At 59.4% G+C, this 19109-nt stretch carries 21 protein-coding genes; 6 read left to right on the top strand and 15 right to left on the bottom strand.

Annotated elements, in window-relative coordinates; translation table 11 throughout:
• Positions 1-79: 79 nt before the first annotated feature.
• The 13 genes from QLQ17_RS05015 to urtA all read right to left on the bottom strand — a co-directional run bounded on the left by QLQ17_RS05015 (position 80) and on the right by urtA (position 11307).
• On the bottom strand, positions 80-259 hold the full coding sequence (locus QLQ17_RS05015; RefSeq protein WP_283208441.1) for a DUF6732 family protein: 180 nt from the start codon (positions 257-259) through the stop codon (positions 80-82).
• Between the two features lie 40 nt (positions 260-299).
• The gene (gene ureG, locus QLQ17_RS05010; protein ID WP_283208440.1) at positions 300-938 is read right to left on the bottom strand and encodes an urease accessory protein UreG; all 639 of its coding nucleotides are present in this window, start codon (positions 936-938) and stop codon (positions 300-302) included.
• A gap of 17 nt (positions 939-955) precedes the next feature.
• Positions 956-1651, bottom strand: coding sequence for an urease accessory protein UreF (locus QLQ17_RS05005; protein ID WP_283208439.1), 696 nt, complete (start codon positions 1649-1651; stop codon positions 956-958).
• Positions 1638-2201, bottom strand: coding sequence for an urease accessory protein UreE (gene ureE, locus QLQ17_RS05000; protein ID WP_283208438.1), 564 nt, complete (start codon positions 2199-2201; stop codon positions 1638-1640). The genes QLQ17_RS05005 and ureE overlap by 14 nt, the downstream gene beginning before the upstream one ends.
• Before the next feature lie 10 nt (positions 2202-2211).
• On the bottom strand, positions 2212-3915 hold the full coding sequence (ureC, locus tag QLQ17_RS04995; RefSeq protein WP_283208437.1) for an urease subunit alpha: 1704 nt from the start codon (positions 3913-3915) through the stop codon (positions 2212-2214).
• Positions 3915-4229, bottom strand: coding sequence for an urease subunit beta (locus tag QLQ17_RS04990; protein ID WP_283208436.1), 315 nt, complete (start codon positions 4227-4229; stop codon positions 3915-3917). The genes ureC and QLQ17_RS04990 overlap by 1 nt, the downstream gene beginning before the upstream one ends.
• 10 nt (positions 4230-4239) lie before the next feature.
• Positions 4240-4542 carry an urease subunit gamma gene (ureA, locus tag QLQ17_RS04985; protein ID WP_283208435.1) on the bottom strand — a complete coding sequence of 101 codons (303 nt, stop codon included), beginning with the start codon at positions 4540-4542 and terminating at the stop codon, positions 4240-4242.
• Positions 4543-4701: 159 nt separating this feature from the next.
• Positions 4702-5610, bottom strand: a complete 909-nt coding sequence (locus tag QLQ17_RS04980; protein ID WP_283208434.1) for an urease accessory protein UreD — start codon at positions 5608-5610, stop codon at positions 4702-4704.
• Positions 5607-6305 (bottom strand): urea ABC transporter ATP-binding subunit UrtE, encoded by a 699-nt coding sequence (gene urtE, locus QLQ17_RS04975; protein WP_283208433.1) that lies wholly within the window; start codon positions 6303-6305, stop codon positions 5607-5609. The genes QLQ17_RS04980 and urtE overlap by 4 nt, the downstream gene beginning before the upstream one ends.
• Positions 6305-7111: an urea ABC transporter ATP-binding protein UrtD gene (urtD, locus tag QLQ17_RS04970; protein WP_502867365.1), complete on the bottom strand. Its 807-nt coding sequence runs from the start codon at positions 7109-7111 to the stop codon at positions 6305-6307. The genes urtE and urtD overlap by 1 nt, the downstream gene beginning before the upstream one ends.
• A gap of 14 nt (positions 7112-7125) precedes the next feature.
• Positions 7126-8283 carry an urea ABC transporter permease subunit UrtC gene (gene urtC / locus QLQ17_RS04965; protein WP_283208431.1) on the bottom strand — a complete coding sequence of 386 codons (1158 nt, stop codon included), beginning with the start codon at positions 8281-8283 and terminating at the stop codon, positions 7126-7128.
• Positions 8284-8286: 3 nt separating this feature from the next.
• Complete coding sequence (gene urtB / locus QLQ17_RS04960) at positions 8287-9891, bottom strand: urea ABC transporter permease subunit UrtB (RefSeq protein WP_283208430.1); 1605 nt, start codon at positions 9889-9891, stop codon at positions 8287-8289.
• Between the two features lie 105 nt (positions 9892-9996).
• Positions 9997-11307, bottom strand: a complete 1311-nt coding sequence (gene urtA / locus QLQ17_RS04955; protein ID WP_283208429.1) for an urea ABC transporter substrate-binding protein — start codon at positions 11305-11307, stop codon at positions 9997-9999.
• Between the two features lie 698 nt (positions 11308-12005).
• On the opposite strand from urtA, the gene QLQ17_RS04950 reads away from it, so the two are divergent.
• The 6 genes from QLQ17_RS04950 (at position 12006) to QLQ17_RS04925 (ending at position 17230) form a co-directional block, all read left to right on the top strand.
• Positions 12006-12275: a ComEA family DNA-binding protein gene (locus tag QLQ17_RS04950; RefSeq protein WP_283208428.1), complete on the top strand. Its 270-nt coding sequence runs from the start codon at positions 12006-12008 to the stop codon at positions 12273-12275.
• Positions 12276-12436: 161 nt separating this feature from the next.
• Complete coding sequence (locus QLQ17_RS04945; RefSeq protein WP_283208427.1) at positions 12437-13213, top strand: (Fe-S)-binding protein; 777 nt, start codon at positions 12437-12439, stop codon at positions 13211-13213.
• A 1-nt stretch (position 13214) separates the two neighbouring features.
• Positions 13215-14654, top strand: a complete 1440-nt coding sequence (locus QLQ17_RS04940) for a LutB/LldF family L-lactate oxidation iron-sulfur protein (RefSeq protein WP_283208426.1) — start codon at positions 13215-13217, stop codon at positions 14652-14654.
• Positions 14651-15310, top strand: a complete 660-nt coding sequence (locus QLQ17_RS04935) for a LutC/YkgG family protein (protein ID WP_283208425.1) — start codon at positions 14651-14653, stop codon at positions 15308-15310. Before QLQ17_RS04940 ends, QLQ17_RS04935 begins: the two co-directional genes overlap by 4 nt.
• A complete protein-coding gene (locus QLQ17_RS04930) occupies positions 15307-16221 on the top strand; it encodes a DMT family transporter (RefSeq protein ID WP_283208424.1) in 915 nt (304 codons plus the stop codon). The genes QLQ17_RS04935 and QLQ17_RS04930 overlap by 4 nt, the downstream gene beginning before the upstream one ends.
• A 19-nt stretch (positions 16222-16240) precedes the next feature.
• Entirely contained in the window at positions 16241-17230 is a 990-nt protein-coding gene (locus QLQ17_RS04925; protein WP_283208423.1) for a CobW family GTP-binding protein, read from the top strand.
• On the opposite strand, the gene gloA is transcribed toward QLQ17_RS04925, so the two are convergent.
• On the bottom strand, positions 17227-17775 hold the full coding sequence (gloA, locus tag QLQ17_RS04920) for a lactoylglutathione lyase (protein WP_283208422.1): 549 nt from the start codon (positions 17773-17775) through the stop codon (positions 17227-17229). The two genes, QLQ17_RS04925 and gloA, sit on opposite strands and share 4 nt — an antisense overlap.
• A gap of 195 nt (positions 17776-17970) precedes the next feature.
• Positions 17971-19092, bottom strand: a complete 1122-nt coding sequence (locus tag QLQ17_RS04915) for an alkane 1-monooxygenase (protein ID WP_283209048.1) — start codon at positions 19090-19092, stop codon at positions 17971-17973.
• Between the last annotated feature and the right edge of the window lie 17 nt (positions 19093-19109).

Raw genomic sequence — 19109 nt, 5'->3', positions numbered from 1 at the left:
CTTGATCACCGAGGGCTTCGGCAGTGCAGAAATAAGGCACTGTAGGCGGGATTGATACCTTAGCGGTTAGCGGTTTGAGTCAACGACGCTGCTTCATCGTTTTCCACGCTGAATATGCAGCGGCCAAAACGATACCCGCCGCAAACAAATACTCCACGTGCAGCACATCCCCAATCGCCTCATGTCCAGGATGCGCAAGCGCCGTGGTAGATGTCGAAATCAAAGCGGCAGTCAGGCTGACTTTCTTTAGCAGTTTCATACGATGTTCTCCCCTATTCATTGAAGTCTGAATCTCTGTCTCAGGCCGTTTCAGCCACTTTCCCCGGGCGCCTCTCCGGCAGCATGCCCCGCTCCAGAATGAAGCTGATGATGGTTTCCAGCCCTACCCCGTCGTACAGGTTGGTGAACACGAAGGGGCGTTCGCCGCGCATTTTCTTGGCGTCGCGGTCCATCACGTCCAGGCTGGCGTGGACCTGTTCGGCGATGTCGATTTTGTTGATGATCAACAGGTCGGATTTGGTGATGCCGGGGCCGCCTTTGCGTGGGATTTTGTCGCCCGCCGAGACGTCGATCACGTACAGGGTCAGGTCGCTCAGTTCCGGGCTGAAGGTGGCGGACAGGTTGTCGCCGCCGGATTCCACCAGCACCAGTTCCAGGTTCGGGTGGCGGCTTTGCAGGTCGTCGATCGCGGCCAGGTTCATGCTGGCGTCTTCGCGTATTGCTGTATGGGGGCAGCCGCCGGTTTCAACGCCCAGGATACGGTCCGCTGGCAGGGCTTCGTGCTTCAGCAGGAAGTCCGCGTCTTCACGGGTGTAGATGTCGTTGGTGACCACGGCGATGTCGTAGTGGTCTTTCAGGTTTTTGCACAGCTGGCGCAGCAGGGCTGTTTTGCCGGAGCCAACCGGGCCGCCTACGCCTACTCTCAAACAATGTGTCATGGTGTTGTCCTCTTGTTTTAACTTCTAAACAGTCGTGAGTACTGTGTTTCATGGTGGGCGCTTCCCAGCGCCAGGCCCGGGATGATCGGGCCCAATTCGGAATCTTTCAGCTGCATGGCCACATCTACCGCTGTCACCAGTTTCGGGCGCAGTTTTTCGGTCAGCCGTTGTGCCGCGGTGTGGCCCAGGGGCATGGCTTTGCAGGCCACGGCCAGCTGGTTTTCCAGCCAGGCCCAGGCGAAGCCGAGCAATGTCTGGCGTGGGGTTACGCCGCGGAATTCAGCGGCCCAGGCGAAAACGGTGGCGTAGCCGGGTTCAGCGGGCATCAGGCCGTCTTTGGGCAGCAGGCCCAGGCTGTCGAGCAGCCGCACCAGGGCGGCGCCCAGGCGCAGGTCTTCGTCGCTCAGTTCGGCGGTTTCCCGGGTGGCGTGCAGCCAGGCGTTCCAGTGGCTGAGTGCGTCGGCGTCTTCTTCGGCCCACGCGCGTTGAAGGTGAACCAGCAGGGGCAGTTCGCAGCGGGTCAGGCCGTCTTCCAGCACGCCTTCCAGCCAGTGGCCCAACTGGTCTTCGTTTTTTACCCAGCCCAGTTCAAAGGCGCTTTCCAGCCCCTGTGACCAGGCAAAGGCGCCGATGGGCAGTGCGGGGCTGACCAGTTGCATCAGGCCCAGCAGGGCCAGGTCGCCGCTGTAGTCTGTTGCTTTAGCCGTGCGCATGTCCGTGGCCCTTTTGATGAGCATGGCCATGTGAGTGGCCATGGGAATGGCTGTGCGAATGCGAATGACTGTGGCTATGCCCGTGGTCGTGGCCGGCCTGCGCGTAGGCGCCGGATTCCGGATTGAACGGGGCCTGGTGGTGATACAGGGTGGCGCCAAGGCGTTCGGCCAGTTCTTCCAGTACGTGGTCTGGCGGAAAGCGCACGTAGCCTCTTGTGCCGTCTTTGGCGGTCAGTTCTTCGCCGATAGCGAGGGTGACGTGGCGGTTGCCCAGGTGGTAGCACAGCTTCGCCATGGGCAAGCCCATTTCGATGTAGGCGGTGACCACAGGTTCCTGTGCCGCGCGGATGCGGATGATTTCCCCGGTTTTGGCCTGCAGGCAGGCGCCGTCTTGCAGCACCGGGCCACGGTCCAGGAACAGGCCGACGTCGTAGCCAGTATCGGTTTTAGCCCGCAGGCGACCGCGCTGGCGCGATTCGAATGGCAGGGTCAGGTGGTCGTGTATTTCGCTGGCTTCTACCCGGCCGACGCGTTGTGTGAGTTCGAGCATGGCTGACTCCTTAAAACAGATGGTAGCGCTGGGCCAGTGGCAGTTCGGTGGCGGGCTCACAGGTGAGCAGCTCGCCATCGGCGTGCACTTCGTAAGTTTGTGGGTCCACGGTCAGGTGCGGGCAGGCGTCGTTCAGTTTCAGGTCGCCTTTGCGCACGGTCCGCACGTTTTTGCAGGCAGACAGCGGGCTGTTCAGCCCCAGCTCTTTGCCAATGCCGGCATCGAACGCCGCCTGGCTGACAAAGCTCAAGCGGGTGGCACTGGCTGCGCGGCCCAGGGCCCCGAACATGGTGCGGTAGTGCACCGGCTGGGGCGTGGGGATGGACGCGTTGGGATCGCCCATGGGCGCGGCGCCGATCATGCCGCCTTTCAGGATGAGCGCGGGTTTTACGCCGAAGAAGGCCGGGTCCCACAGCACCAGGTCCGCCAGCTTGCCCACTTCCACCGAGCCGACATCGTGGGCGATGCCGTGGGTGATGGCGGGGTTGATGGTGTACTTGGCGATGTAGCGGCGGGCGCGAACGTTATCCGCGCCGCGCTCTTCGTCTTCCGGCAGCAGGCCGCGCTGCACTTTCATTTTGTGGGCGGTCTGCCAGGTGCGGCACACCACTTCCCCAACCCGGCCCATGGCCTGGGAGTCAGACGCCAGCATGGAGATCACGCCCATGTCCTGCAGGATGTCTTCCGCGGCGATGGTCTCGCGGCGAATGCGGGAGTCGGCGAAGGCGACGTCTTCGGGGATGTTCGGGTCCAGGTGGTGGCACACCATCAGCATGTCGAGGTGTTCGTCGATGGTGTTCACGGTGTAGGGCCGCGTGGGGTTTGTAGACGACGGCAGCACGTAGTCCTTGGAACACGCGGTGATGATGTCCGGCGCGTGGCCGCCCCCGGCACCTTCCGTGTGGTAGGTGTGGATGCAGCGTTCTTTGAACGCGGCCAGGGTGTCTTCCACAAACCCGGATTCGTTCAGGGTGTCGGTGTGGATGGCGATCTGTACGTCGTATTTGTCCGCGACCGTCAGGCAGTTGTCGATGGCCGCCGGGGTGGTGCCCCAGTCTTCGTGCAGCTTCAGGCCCATGGCGCCGGCCTTGATTTGCAGCTCCAGGGATTCCGGCAGGCTGGCGTTGCCTTTGCCCAGGAAGCCGATGTTCATGGGCATGTCGTCCACGGCCTGGAGCATCTTGCCGATGTGCCAGGGGCCTGGGGTACAGGTGGTAGCGTTGGTGCCCGTGGCCGGGCCGGTGCCACCGCCAAGCATGGTGGTGATGCCGCTCATCAGGGCTTCTTCGATCTGCTGGGGGCAGATGAAGTGGATGTGGGCGTCGATGCCGCCGGCGGTGAGGATTTTGCCTTCACCGGCGATGACTTCAGTGCCGGGGCCGATGACGATCTGTACGTCCGGCTGGGTGTCGGGGTTACCGGCTTTGCCGATGGCGGCGATGCGGCCGTTCTGCAGGCCCACGTCGGCTTTGACCACGCCCCACCAGTCCAGGATCAGGGCGTTGGTGATAACGGTGTCCATCACGGTGTCGTCGGCACGCTGGCTCTGGCCCATGCCATCACGGATGACCTTGCCGCCGCCGAATTTTACTTCGTCGCCGTAGTGGGTGGCGTCGCTTTCGACTTCAATCCACAGTTCGGTGTCGCCCAGGCGAACCCGGTCACCCACGGTGGGGCCGTACATGTCGGCGTAGGCTTGTCTGGTGATTTTCATTATTTGTCCTCCAGCTTGCCCATGACTTCCTGTCGGAAACCGTAAATCTCGCGGTTGCCTGCGTAGGGAATCAGCGTGACTTCGCGGGTCTGGCCTGGTTCAAAGCGAATAGCGGTGCCAGCGGCGACGTCCAGGCGATAGCCCTTGGCTTTTTCGCGATCAAAATCCAGTGCGGGGTTGGTTTCAGCGAAGTGATAGTGAGAGCCCACCTGAATCGGGCGGTCGCCGCTGTTGCCGACTTCGATGGTGATGCGCTCGCGGCCTTCGCAGAGTTCGATGTCGCCGTCTTTGAGGTCGTATTCTCCGGGGATCATGGCAACCTCCTTACACAATCGGGTTATGGACGGTGACGAGTTTGGTGCCGTCCGGGAAGGTGGCTTCGACCTGTACTTCATCGACCATTTCAGCCACGCCTTCCATGACGTCGTCACGGGTGAGGATTTCGGTGCCGGCGGTCATCATTTCCGCCACGCTGCGACCTTCACGGGCGCCTTCCATGATCTCGGCGCTGATGAGGGCGACGGCTTCCGGGTAATTCAACTTCAGGCCCTTGGCCTTGCGGCGTTCGGCCAGCAGTGCTGCGGTGAACAGCAGCAGTTTGTCTTTGTCTCTTGGCGTCAATTCCATTGTTGTTCTCCTCCTAGACTGGAGTTCGTCGGCAGGAGGGAAGGAGTGTCCGGGATACGCTGTGAATACGTCCCTGTACGCTCGACAAAAACATCCATGTTTTTGACGATCCCGGACACTCCTTCCCTCCTGCCTTGTTCAACCTATGAGTAAGCCTGCTTAGGTCAGCCAGATTCGGGGCACGACTGCTGAATGCCCCGTTAACAGGGGCCTCAGGATTTCCCAGGCGCTCTGGCAAGTTTTCCAGGCTTCGTTTCTTTCATTTCCTAAATAGCGCAACAGGACCACACCGCGTCTGCGGGTGACGGCCCAGTTTTTTGATTCGGGTAGCTGCTCACGAATGGCTTCGATAGCGCCGGCCTCGTCTTCCAGACCGACCACCCATAAGGTCGCCTGAACGGTCGCGCCGCCCTGCCCCCATTTGCCCTGAAAACGTGGGTGCGTGGGATCGAGGATCTGGCGTTCCAGCCACAGGGGTTTGCCGTCCAGGCTCAGGCTGAAGCGTTGCTCCAGGTGGCCGGTGACGAACGGCAGATCGCCCACCGGGCGGCCCAGCGCAAGGACTTCCCAGCCGATGCACTTGGCGCCGCTTTCCAGTTCGATGGTGGTGGTCTGTTCGCCACGGGAACCGTTGAAAGCCAGGGTTTCCTGGGGCAGGTATTCGAGTACGCCGTCTTTGGCCACGTTCAGTGACGTGTGCTGGCCCCAGGCGACGCCGTTGCGGTCGGCTTTGTAGAGCTTGGCGGCGGCCGGTGTGGTCAGCAGGGAGTGGGCGCCAGCGCCCACAGAGACGTCGATGCCCAGTGAGTCACCACTAACTAACCCGCCCGGCGGGTGCAGCAGGTACACGTGGCAGCAGCCGGTTTTGCCTTCCGGATAGAACGGGCGCTGAACCCGCAGCGGGCCTTTGTGGCTGATGCGGGTCATGCGGGTGATCTGCTTCGTTTGTTCTTCGCGCGCCTCGAAACCCAGCTGTATCGACGCCGCCCAGCGACGGTCCGCGTCAAAACGGTGGCCGGAGTCCTCTTTCGGCAGAGGGGGCGTGGGCAGGCGCTCGAAAACAGTCATACGGTCAGGTGCTTCTTGATGAGTTCGTCAGACAATTCGCTGATCTGGCCACCGGCTACCTGTCGGCCCCGGTCCATGATGGCGAAGTTGTCGGCGTATTTGCGGGCGAACGGCAGCTTCTGCTCTACAAGGAGCACCGTCAGGCCGTCTTCTTCGATCAGCTTGCGGATGACCTCGCCGATCTGGGCGACGATGTTGGGCTGAATGCCCTCCCCCGGCTCGTCCAGAATCAGCAGGCGCGGTTCGATCACCAGAGCGCGGCCAATGGCCAGTTGCTGTTGCTGGCCGCCAGAGAGGTCGCCGCCGCGGCGGTTTTTCATTTCTTTCAGCACCGGGAACAGCTCGTACACCCGGTCCGGGATTTTCTTGCTGCCGTCCTTTCGCACCGCCAGGCCCACGCGCAGGTTTTCTTCCACGGTCAGCAGCGGGAAAATCTGCCGGCCCTGGGGCACGTAGCCGATGCCCAGGCGGCTGCGGTCCTCGACCTTTTTCTGGGTCAGTTCCACGTCGCCGGCGAATTCGATGCGGCCGCTTTTGACGGTTTCCTCGCCCATCACGCATTTCATCAGGGTGGTCTTGCCCACGCCGTTACGGCCCATCACGCAAGTGCACTGCCCCTGGGGCACGTTCAGCTCCAGATCCCAGAGGGTGTGGCTTTCGCCGTAGAACTGGTTGAGCTTTTCGATCTTCAGCATCACGCCTCCTCCCCGAGATAGACCTTGATCACTTCCGGGTCGTTGGAGACCTGATCCATGCTGCCTTCCGCCAGCACGCTGCCCTGATGTAGCACGGTGACTTTGCGGGCGATGGAGCGCACGAAGCCCATGTCGTGCTCGACCACCACCACGGACTGCTTGCCTGCAAGGCTGGTGAGCAGTTCGGCGGTGCGTTCCATTTCCTGTTCGGTCATGCCCGCTACCGGCTCGTCCACCAGCAGCAGACGCGGCTTCTGCATTAGAAGCATGCCGATTTCCAGCCACTGTTTCTGGCCGTGGGAGAGAATGCCTGCCAGTAAGTCGCGGTGATCTTTCAGGCCGATGGTGACCAGCACTTCTTCGATGCGCTCGCGGAATTCGGCGCGCATCTTGGCCCGCAAGGTCGGGATGACCCGCTTGTCGGTGGCCATGGCCAGTTCCAGGTTTTCGAACACCGTGAGGGCTTCAAACACCGTGGGCTTCTGGAACTTGCGGCCGATGCCCAGGCTGGCGATTTCCGGCTCGTTCTTGGTGAGCAGGTTATGACGGGTACCAAACCAGACCGACCCGGTATCGGGCGCGGTTTTGCCGGTGATAATGTCCATCATGGTGGTTTTGCCGGCCCCGTTGGGGCCGATGATGCAGCGCAGTTCGCCGTCGTCGATGGTCAGGTTCAGGTTGTTGATGGCTTTGAAGCCGTCAAAGCTGACGTTCACGTCTTCCAGATACAGGATCGGGCCGTGGCGAACGTCCACCGGGGACGCTTGCGGCGTCAGGAAATGGAAGACGTGCTCGCGATCGGCCATTTCTTCAAAAAAACTCATGCCGTCGCCTCCTGTCCGCTCGGTTTGTCAGTGGCGGTGCCATCGGGAGTGCCACTGTCTGAATCGTCTGGTTTGGCTTTCTTGCGTTTGGCCAGCAGGCCTGCAATGCCCTTCGGCAGGAACACGGTAACCAGCACGAACAGGCCGCCCAGGGCGAACAGCCAGGCGTCTGGCATCACGCCGGTGAACACGGTTTTGGCGTAGTTCACCAGAATGGCGCCGATCACCGCGCCGTAGAGCGTGGCGCGACCGCCCAGGGCCACCCACACCACGATTTCGATGGAGAAAAGCGGCGAGAATTCGCTGGGGTTGATGATGCCCACCTGGGGCACATACAGCGCCCCGGCCACGCCGGCGATCATCGCGGAGACCACAAATACGAACAGTTGCACACGGTCCACGCGGTACCCCAGGAAGCGGGCACGGGCTTCCGCGTCGCGGCAGGCGATGCTCACGCGGCCCAGCTTGCTGGTGACAATGCCCCGACACACCAGATAGCCAATCGCCAACGCAATGCCGGAGGCAATGAACAGCCCCAGCCGGGTGGCGTCGGTACGCAGGTTGAAGCCGAGAATGTCCTTGAAATCGGTCAGGCCGTTGTTGCCGCCAAAACCCATTTCGTTGCGGAAGAAGGCCAGCATCAACGCAAAGGTCAGGGCCTGGGTGATGATCGACAGGTACACCCCGGTCACCCGCGAACGGAAGGCCAGGAAGCCAAACACCAACGCCAGCAGGCCTGGGGCCAGCATCACCATGATGAACGCGAACCAGGCCATGTCGAAGCCGTGCCAGAACCAGGGCAGTTCCTGCCAGTTCAGGAACACCATGAAGTCCGGCAGGATGGGGTCGCCATACACGCCCCGGTCGCCGATCTGGCGCATCAGGTACATGCCCATGGCGTAACCGCCAAGGGCAAAGAAGGCGCCGTGACCCAGGCTCAGGATGCCCAGATAGCCCCATACCAGGTCCACGGCCACCGCCAGCAGCGCGTAGCACAGGTATTTACCCATCAAGGTGACGGTGTAGGAACTGACGTACAGCGCACTGTTCTGCGGCATGGTCACGTGCAGCAGCGTGACCACCGCCAGCGCCGCAAACAGGATGCCCAGAAACAGCTGGGTAGAACGTTCACGCAGGGGACGAGTTAACCACATACCTTAACCCTCCGCTGCCCGGCCTTTCTGGGGGAAGAGCCCCTTCGGCCGTTTTTGAATGAACAGGATGATGAACACCAGCACGATGATCTTCGCCAGCACCGCGCCCGCCCAGGGCTCCAGCAACTGGTTGATGGTGCCGAGTGACAGGCCCGCAATCAGCGTGCCCCACAGGTTTCCGACGCCGCCGAACACCACCACCATGAACGAATCGATGATGTAGTTCTGGCCCAGGTTCGGCCCCACGTTGGTCAGCTGGGACAGCGCCACACCTGCCAGACCGGCCACGCCGGAACCCAGCGCGAAGGTCATGATGTCTACCCGCGTGGCGCGGATGCCCATGGACCTTGCCATGGCGCGGTTCTGGGTGACGGCCCGTACTTCCAGGCCCAGGCGGGTCTTGCGCATGATCATCATCAGCGCGAAGAACACGATCATCGCGAACGCGAGTACGTACAGGCGGTTGAGCGTGAGCGACAGGGCGTCGTTGATGACCACCGAGCCACTCATCCAGTCCGGCGTCACCACGGTACGGTTTTGCGGGGAAATCACGGTACGCACCAGCTGCTGAAGAATCAGGCTGATGCCGAAGGTGGCCAGCAAGGTTTCCAGCGGGCGACCTTTCAGGAATTGAATCACGCTGCGTTCAATGATGATGCCCGCAGTGGCGGATACCAGGAACCCGGCGGGAATGGACAGCATCAGCGCCAGGCCCGGCTGGCCCGGCAGCAATTGCTGCATGCCCCAGGTGGTGTAGGCACCTAACATGATCAGCTCGCCGTGGGCCATGTTGATCACGCCCATCACGCCAAAGGTGATGGCCAGGCCGATGGCGGCCAGCACCAGCACCGAGCCGAGCGACAACCCGAAATACAGGGTTTCGGCGGCGCTGTTGAGTTTCAGTTTTTGTTCGATGGAGGCCAACGCGTTCTTGGCAGCGGTCACCATGGCAGGATCACCGCCGCGCACGGCTTCGTTCAAAGCGGCGCGGGCGCGTGGGTGCAGGCTACCGGCCAGCACGTCGACAGCCTCGACATCGCCCTCACCGACGCGATAAATCGCCAACGCGGCCTGAATACGGTCACGAACGGCGGCGTTTTCTTCGGCTTCAAGCTGGGCTTCGAGAGGGGCAACTAAAGAGGCATCCACCTTCCCCATCATGTCCTGTGCGGAGGCTTCGCGCACATCGGGGTCGGCGGCGTTGAGGTCCAACATGGCAAGGATGCCTTCCAGCTGGCCACGAATTCGGTTGTTGATGGCGACTCTGTCCAGATCACGTCGGGACATTTCACCCATGTTCTCTCCGGTCAGCGGATCGGCAATTTCCCAATCCCGTCCCCGGTTGTTCAGTACGATCACAACTTGGCCGGTGTCTTTAACCCGGCTAAGGCGGTTGTTTCCGTAGGCTTCCAGCCAACCGCGGGCGCGTTCGTCGCCGCTTTTCACGATGGTCTGGATCGCGTCTTCAACTTTGCTGGCGGGTGCGTCAGCCAGATTGACCAGCAGATCCTGGCCGGGATCTTCACTCCGGTCTTCGCTCTGTGCATTGGCAACGATGGGCATTGCCAGAGCAAACAACAGTAGCGTGAGCAATCGGAAGATGCCCATGTTGATGTCCTGTCGGTTGAAACTTGTTGCGGGGCCGCCATGGCCGGCAGCGCATTCCCTGCTGCCGACCATGACGGGTTACAGTCTTACTGCTACGCGTATTGCTTATTCCGCGTCTTCAGCAGCCATCTCACCGGCAGACGCACCACACTTGCCGGTTTTGACGTTGAACGTTCCGCAGAACAGCGGCTTGCGCCAGTCAGCGATCATGTCCCGCGAACCCGGCAGGTAGTCAGACCACGCATCACCGGCAACCAGGCCAGAAGTTTCCCAAACAACCGAGAACTGGCCATTGTCCTGAATCTCACCGATCAGCACCGGCTTGGTGATGTGGTGGTTCGGCATCATGGACGAGTAGCCGCCAGTCAGGTTCGGAACGCTAACGCCGATGATGGCATCCTTAACCGCATCGACTTCTGTGGTTCCGGCTTTCTTGACCGCTTCTACCCACATGTTGAAGCCAATGTAGTGCGCTTCCATCGGGTCGTTGGTCACGGCTTCTTCGTCGCCGGTGTATTCAATCCACTGGTCGATGAAGTCGTAGTTGGCGTCGTTGTCCACGCTCATGAAGTAGTTCCACGCGGCCAGGTGACCTACCAGCGGGCCAGTGTCGATACCAGACAGTTCCTGCTCACCGACAGAGAAAGCAACAACTGGGATATCAGAGGCTGAGATGCCCTGGTTACCGAGTTCACGATAGAAAGGTACGTTGGCATCGCCGTTGATGGTGGACACCACGGCGGTCTTCTTGCCAGCAGAACCGAAGCTCTTGATGTCAGACACGATGTTCTGCCAGTCAGAGTGACCGAACGGCGTGTAGTTGATCATGATGTCTTCCTTGGCAACGCCCTGATCCATCAGGTAGGTCTCAAGGATCTTGTTGGTCGTACGCGGGTAGACGTAGTCAGTACCAGCCAGAACCCAACGCTCTACGCCGATGTTGTTCATCAGATAGTTAACCGCAGGGATCGCCTGGGTATTGGGCGCTGCACCGGTGTAGAAAACGTTTTCAGACGATTCTTCACCTTCGTACTGAACCGGATAGAACAGCAGGCCGTTCAGCTCTTCAATCACCGGCAGAACCGACTTACGGGATACGGACGTCCAGTTACCGAAAATAACGTCCACTTTTTCTTTTGCCAGCAGCTCGCGCGCTTTCTCGGCAAACAGCGGCCAGTCAGAAGCCGGATCGACCACAACCGCTTCCAGCTCACGACCCAGCACACCGCCTTCGGCGTTCTGCTTTTCGATCAGCATTTCAACGGTGTCTTTCAGAACGGTTTCACTAATAGCCATGGTGCCGGACAGCGAGTGAAGAATACCGACCTTGATCGGGTCTTCAGCTGCAACGGAGTTCAGTGAGATAGAGAGAGCGAGGGCAGAGAGTCCAAGTTTCACGTGTTTCTTGATCGTCATCGTGTGCGTCCTTTTTTGTGAGTGCCAAATACCATTTGGTTGTCGCGGTTTTGGTTGCGCGTTGCAGGCACTGCATCAGACGTTCCAAAGGCCAATTTATTATTTACTTTTCAGTGCCTTATGTAGCCTCTACAACATCAGTTACACACACTTACTGCCTTATTTCAGTGCGGGCGCCCTTGTTTTTCGATGAATTGCACTTGCGCAGTGCACGCCGATTGTCAAAGCGCTCCTTTCTGGTGCCATCGCGCGCCTGAAAGGGGCGCAAAACACTGAATTGCGGTTCATTTTCTGGCTTCCACAATGATTACAGAGTCGTAAGAGATGTCTCACAAACCTGGGAGCGTATGTCCGATTTCTGTAATTTTGGGTGAACGTAGAATGGCAATTGTCAGGGATGAGCAGTCAGCAAGGAATGCTGGCTCAGGGAAGATACCTCCAGGGATTTGGAGGAAGGCTCAGGGAATTAGAGCCCAGGGAAGAACGACAGGGACGATACGCACAGGATGTGCCGTAGCCTGAAGGATCAGGCAAGGGGTCAGCCACGGGCTTTGGTTCACATGGAATGTGCTCCGGGCTCCGTGCACTCCCCGCCCCTCCACCGCGCTTTTCAGACTGACCAGACCAGCTCCGCGCTTTTCAAGCCTGACACGATCATCAACCGTGTTTTGACCTTGTTAACTTTTGGAGCTTCCTCTATGAATCGTGCCCCGCTTATTGCCGTCTTGCTGCTGGTATTCAGCCTGCTGTCCGGCTTCAGCCACGCCGAACCTGCGGTAATCAACATCAACACCGCCACCGTTGAAACCCTTGCCAGCCTGAACGGCGTTGGCGAAACCAAAGCCAAGGCGATTGTCGCCTACCGCACCGAGAACGGTCCGTTTGCGACTTCCGAGGACCTGTCAAAGGTTAAGGGCATTGGCGCAAAAACCATTCAGAAGAACGCAGACCGCCTGTCGGTTGAATAAACAGCCGTTGTCACTCTTGTTGCAACGATTGCTGTAATCTGTGGGAGCGCCCTGCTCCCTCATGGATGTTCTGCACCTAAAGTCGGCTGGCAAGCAGGCCGTCACCACCCTATTATTGCCCCATTGCTTCCACTAATTCCGATAATCTGAATGGCAGCGCAATGGCGGATCCGATCAAGGTTTACCCCCCAAAACCGTCCAAAGTCTATTTCTACGGCACGTGCCTGATTGACCTGTTTTACCCGGATGCGGGCATGGCGGGCATTCAGCTGCTGGAGCGTGAAGGCATCGAGGTAATCTTCCCGGAAGACCAGACCTGCTGTGGCCAGCCCGCCTACACATCCGGCTACCACGATCAGGCCCGGGCAGTGGCACGATCGCAACTGAATCTGTTCCCCGAGGACTGGCCCATTGTGGTGCCCTCCGGTTCCTGCGGCGGCATGATGCGAAAGCACTACCCGGATTTGTTCAAAGATACCCCCGACGACGTGCGTGCCGCCGAAGTGGCCGGCCGAGTGTGGGAACTGACGGATTTTCTACTAAACGTTTGCCATATTAAGCTGAAAGACCTGGGTAAGCCAGCCACCGTGGCCATGCACACGTCCTGCTCCGCACGGCGGGAAATGGGCGTGGCCACGGTGGGCCCGGCTTTGTTGGGCCAGCTGGACAACGTTGAACTGGTTGAACAGGTGCGGGCAGAAGAATGCTGCGGGTTCGGCGGCACGTTCGCCGTGCGTCACCCGGAAATCTCCAGCGCCATGGTCAGCGAAAAGGTCGATACCCTGGTGAATACCGGTGCCAGGGAATTCGTGACCACCGACTGCGGCTGCCTGATGAACATCGATGGCTACGCCGAGAAAAACCAGCAACCCATGAAGGGCCAGCACATTCTGAGCTTTCTGTGGCAACGCACGAACGACGGCAACGGGGAGGCATAACATGAGCGACCATGCCCACGCTTCCGCCCACCATATTGATGTAAAAGAGTTTCATCCCCGGGCTCAGGCCGCCATTCACAACCCCAAAATTCGCCAGAACTTCCGCAAGGCGATGGACGGGTTGATGACCAAGCGAAAATCCGCGTTTGAAGGCTGGGACCTGGAAACGCTCCGCGATCTGGGCAGCAACATCCGCATGCGAGCCCTGGCCAACCTGCCGGACCTGCTGGAACAACTGGAAGCCAAACTCACGGAAAATGGCATCAAGGTGCACTGGGCGGTGGACGCCGACGAGGCGTGCAAAATCGTCCGCGACATCTGCGTGGCCCGCGACGCCAAGAGCGTTATCAAAGGCAAGTCCATGGTCTCTGAGGAAATGGAGCTGAACCATTACCTGCAGGAGCATGGTATCGATGCGCTAGAGTCAGACCTGGGCGAGTACATTGTTCAGCTGGCCGAAGAGACGCCATCGCACATCATCATGCCGGCGATCCACAAAAACACCGATGAAATTTCGCAGCTGCTGCACGACAAAACCGGCACGGATCTATCCCACGATGTGGAATACCTGACCGCCAGCGCCCGTTTGCAACTGCGTGAAAAATTTCGCAACGCAGATGTGGGGGTGTCGGGTGTGAATTTCGCGGTGGCTGAAACCGGCACCCTGTGCCTGGTCGAGAACGAAGGCAATGGCCGCATGACCACCACCGTGCCGCCCTGCCATATTGCAGTGACCGGCATCGAAAAAGTGGTGCCCAATCTGGAAGACGTCACCGGCTTGTTGGCGTTGTTGACCCGGTCCGCCACTGGCCAGCACATCACCACCTACTTCAACATGATTTCCGGGCCCCGAAAGCCCGACGAGCTGGATGGGCCGGAAGAAGTGCACGTGGTGCTTGTGGACAACGGCCGGTCGTCCATCTTTCAGGACGACGAACTGCTGGACACGCTGAAGTGCATTCGCTGCGGCGCCTGCATGAACCATTGCCCGGTGTATACCCGCGTGGGCGGGCACACCTACGGCACCACTTACCCCGGGCCGATTGGCAAAATTCTGATGCCCCACCTGATTGGTTTGGACGAAGGCCGGCATTTGCCCTCGGCCTCCAGCCTGTGTGGTGCCTGTGGAGAAGTCTGCCCGGTGAAAATCCCGATTCCGGACCTGCTGGTACGTCTGCGGCAGGAATCGGTGGACGGCGACAAGCTGCACCCGGCTAAAGTTCGCGGCCACGGAGCCAAGCGAAACTCGCTGGAAGCGATGGTGTGGAAAGGCTGGAGCTTTATGCACGCGAAACCCGGCCTTTACCGCATGGGCACCGGCATGGCGGCGAAATTCCACAAGTTGCAGCCGGGCAACCTGGGTGCCTGGACCAAATACCGAACGGCGCCGAAACTGGCCCCGAAAACCCTCCATCAGCGGATGAAGGAGCGCAACACGTGAGTTCCCGTGACACCATTCTGCAACGATTGCGCAACCGGTCCGGCGGTGAACTGAGGGCACCGGCCTGTGATTTCTCTGTGCTGAAGCGCCCGGACTGGTCGACCGCCGAGAAACTGGGCCTGTTTCAGAAAACCATAGAGTCTGTGCATGCCGAGGTTCATCGCACCACAGAGATGGACTGGATCGAAAAACTGATCGAGCTGATGGCTGCGCGCGGCGTCCAGAGCCTGCTGGCGTCCAACGGCACCGAAGTCGGCCATCGTGTCACTCAGGCTGCGGCCGCCCGTGACGACTTCCCCGAAGTACGGGTCTACGACAAGGCCATTGAGCAATGGCAGGAAGAGCTGTTCAGTACTGTCGATGTGGGCATTACCTCTACCCGTGGCGGTATTGCCGAGACCGGCACACTGATTCTCTGGCCCTCCAGTGACGAACCCCGCCTGATGAGCCTGGTGCCACCGATTCACGTGGCCGTGCTCTATGCCAGCGAGCTTTACAGCACCTTTCATGAGGCGATGCAGAAGCAAAACTGGCGCAACGGCATGCCCACCAATGCGTTGCTGGTGTCTGGCCCCTCTAAAACGGCGGACATCGAGCAGACCCTGGCCTACGGCGTACACGGCCCGAAAGAACTCATCGTGCTGGTTATCGAATGATTCAAGGCGCCCTACTAATTGCCCTGGCGGCTCTGCTCTGGGCCACGACCGGCATCGTCGCAAAGTTTCTGTTTGAGGGATCTGACCTGCAGGCCATTTCCCTGGGCTTCCTGCGTCTGGTGGTGGCCCTGCCGTTTTTCTTTGCGTTGATGGTGAGGGAGCAGGCCGCCGAGTATCGCGTGGCACGCGCCGAAAACCGTCCTGGCGCCCGGTTGTCCGGGAAAGCCCTGCTGCCGCTTCTGGCGCTTGGCGTTTTCCAGGCCTTTTACCAGGGCAGCTACCTGCTGGCGGTGGACCTGACCGGCGCCGGCATTGCCACCCTGATTGCCCTGTGCCTGGCACCGGTGCTGGTGGCAATCATGGCGGCCCCGCTGCTGGGTGAAAAACCCAATCTGACCACCATCATCGCGCTGATCGCTGCCATTGCCGGTACTGCCATGCTGGTGGTCAGCGACATGGACAGCGCAGGCACCCTGCGCCTGGGCGGGATTCTGATGGCGGTTCTGGCGGCCTTCGTGTACGCCGGTTTCACCCTGACCAGCCGCTATTCCTCCACCGGCGCCCCGGTGTTTACCACCGCGTTTATCTGTTTTCTGACGGCAGCCCTGGTGCTGTTGCCCGTGGTATGGTTGATTGGTGGTTTCGACGGCATGGCAAGCCTGAATCCCGGCCAATGGCTGATGGTGGTTTACATCGGCGTGGTGCCTACCTGCATCGGTTATCTGAGCTTTTTCGCCGGCATGAAAACCACGCCGGCCACCTTATCCAGCATTATAGTGACGCTGGAACCACTGTTTGTGGCTCTGCTGGCCTGGGTATTTCTGGGTGAAATCCTCGGTTGGATCGGGGTAGCCGGGGCAATGATTCTGACGGCAGCCGTCATTGTGGCCTCCCGCAGCAGCGCCCGATAACGATAGACGCGAGGCCTTTGTGAACCACCCCATCCCGACCAATCTGATCTTTGGCTTTCTCGGCAGCGGCAAAACCACCGCGATTAAAACCCTGCTGGCCAAAAAACCGGCCGACGAAACCTGGGCGGTGCTGGTGAACGAGTTTGGGGAGGTGGGCATTGATGGCCAGTTGCTCGATGGGCAAGGCGCGATGATCAAGGAGGTTCCCGGTGGCTGTATGTGCTGCGTGGCTGGGCTGCCCATGCAGATGGGCCTGAATATGCTGATCAAACAGGCGCGACCGGACAGACTACTGATTGAGCCCACCGGGCTGGGTCATCCGCACAAGATTCTGGAGACGCTGCAATCGCAGTTTTATTGCGACGTGCTGGACGTCAAAGCCTGTTTTACCCTGATTGATCCCAAGCGGCTGCAGGAACCCAAGGTTCTCAATAACGAGAATTTTCAGGCGCAGGTAGCGGTGGCCGATGTGTTATTGGGCAATAAATCTGACAATTGCACGGAAGACGAATGCCAGGCTTTCAGGGACTGGAGTTTGCTCCATCAGCCATCCGAGGATTCGGTCCACCTGACGACGATGGGCGATTTTCCGATCGAGTGGCTGGATCGACCTCGCGGGGGCAACACTGCGCCACATCCCCACGGCCATCAGCATCAAGAGGCACCCGCCAAGCGCTGGCAGGATTTAAACGAGTGCGGATGGCAACAAGCAAGCAATGCGGGCGAAGGCTATTTTTCCTGCGGCTGGCGCATAGAACCGACAACCCGCCTGGACTTTACACGATTGGACGACATGGCCCACGACGCGCAGTGGCAGCGCCTGAAAGGCTTTGTGAACACCACGGAAGGCTGGCAGTCGGTTAATGCGCTGAACGGAATGGTCACCACCACGCCGATTCCGCCGCAGACGGAGAGCCGAGTGGAAATCATCTGCGACCAGCCACTGGACGCGGACGAACTGGATCGGCTTCTCCGAAGCTGCCTGGTATCAACCGATACCGCTGATTAGTCGTCTTTACGCTGCTTTTCCAGCATGTTCGGCTGCAGGATTTCGATCCAGTAGCCGTCCGGGTCTTTGATAAAGGCCAGGCCTTTCATCTTGCCGTCGTCCGGCTTTTTCACGAAGTCCACGCCCATCTCTTCGAACCGTTCACAGGCCGCATAAACGTCAGGCACTGCCACACCGATGTGGCCGAAACCCTGGGGCTGGTCATTGCCATTGTGGTAGCTGAAATCCGCGTCGTCTTCCGTTCCCCAGTTGTGCGTGAGTTCCAGCATGGCTTCACGAGCGAAGGTGAAGGTGGTGCGGTGGGCGTCATCTGACGGAACCGTATTGGCCTGGCGATCATCCAGATAAGCCATAAAGTACAGGGTGAACTTCATTTCCGGGAAGTCGAGCTTTCTGACCAGGCGCATGCCCATCACGCGGGTGTAAAAATCCATGGAGCGCTCTGGGTCTTTGATGCGCATCATGGTCTGGTTAAAGACATAGCCTTCGGTTTCCGGAACCGGCGCTTCAAATAGGCCGGGGGCTTGCTCGAAGTGCTTGGGCATGGAAAAGCTCCCTGTTTGGTTGGAGTGTTCAAAGAATATACCTGCGTGCAATAAAGGCAAATTTCAAGGGAGGAGGGGACGGGCACGAAAAAGCCCCGCAGTCAGAGACAAACCTGCGAGGCCGGAAGTGACTGGCTTTTACCCCAGCTGAGGGCTCTTATCTAAGCTGAGGGCTCTTATCCAAGCTGATGATTCTTATCCAAGCTGATGGCTCTCCCCTTCGTAATAAGCCTCAACGCGCGGGTTCATGACTTTTTTCCAGAGGGGCGGAAAGAAGGCCAACAGGAACATGGTCGCGTAGCCAGCAGGCAATTGCGGTGCGATTTCGTGGTGGCGCAGCACCTGGTAGCGTCGCTTGGCCCAGGCGTGATGGTCGCTGTGGCGCTGCAGGTGGAACAGGAACACATTGGTCAGGAAGTAGTTGGAGTTCCAGCTGTGTTCCGGGCCGGTGCGCTCGTAACGTCCGTTTTCCAGTTTGCGACGGTGCAGGCCGTAGTGTTCCAGATAGTTGACCACTTCCAGCATGTTAAGCGCGATGAAGCTCTGCCCCAGGAAGAACACCGCACCCAGCCAGCCAAAGGCGACGGTGAAGCCGATCAGCGCCAGCGCAGACAGGCTGTACCACCAGATCAGTTCGTTGCGCCAGTGGAAGGCACTCAGACCTTTTTTATGAAGACGCTGAGCTTCCAGGCGCCAGGCATTCATAAAATTGCGCGCCCAGGCCTGAGGCAGGAAATTGTAAAGGGACTGGTTATAACGCGAAGAAGAAGCGTCTTCCGGCGTCGACACATGCACATGGTGGCCGCGCAGGTGCTCCACCTTGAAACCAGCATAGGAAACCAGCGACAGCAAAAATCCGCCGGCCATGGGCTCAAATTTGCCGTCCTTGTGGATCATCTCATGCGCCACGTTGATGGCCAGGCCACCAATGATGCCAATGGACACTACCCAGCCCACGCTACCGATCAATGAGAAAGGCTCGTTCGCCAGTACAAACATGCTCCACACCAGCATGACGGCAAACGCCGGCACCCAACCTACCGTGATGATTTTGTAGAACAGCTCAGAGTTCATTCTGGGGGTGTCTACTTCTTCATCCGGGTTCAGCGCGTCTTTTCCCAGAATCAGATCAAGCACCGGAATGATGCCGTAAACAAAAATCGGCACGCCCCAGGCAAACAGGTTCAGCCAACCCGTCGCTTTACCCGCTTCCAGCATCAACAGGGGCAGAAACAGCGGCACTACCGCGATCAGATAGCTGTATTTTTTCAGCGTCAGCAAGATACGCCGGCGCGTTGATTCGGTATTCAGGGTCATCAGTTTTGAACTCACGT

Origin of the sequence: Marinobacter sp. CHS3-4 (assembly GCF_030053415.1) — a bacterium.
Classification (GTDB): Bacteria; Pseudomonadota; Gammaproteobacteria; order Pseudomonadales; family Oleiphilaceae; genus Marinobacter.
The sequence above is the reverse complement of the archived record's forward strand: the minus strand, read 5'-3'. Positions and strand labels throughout refer to the sequence as shown.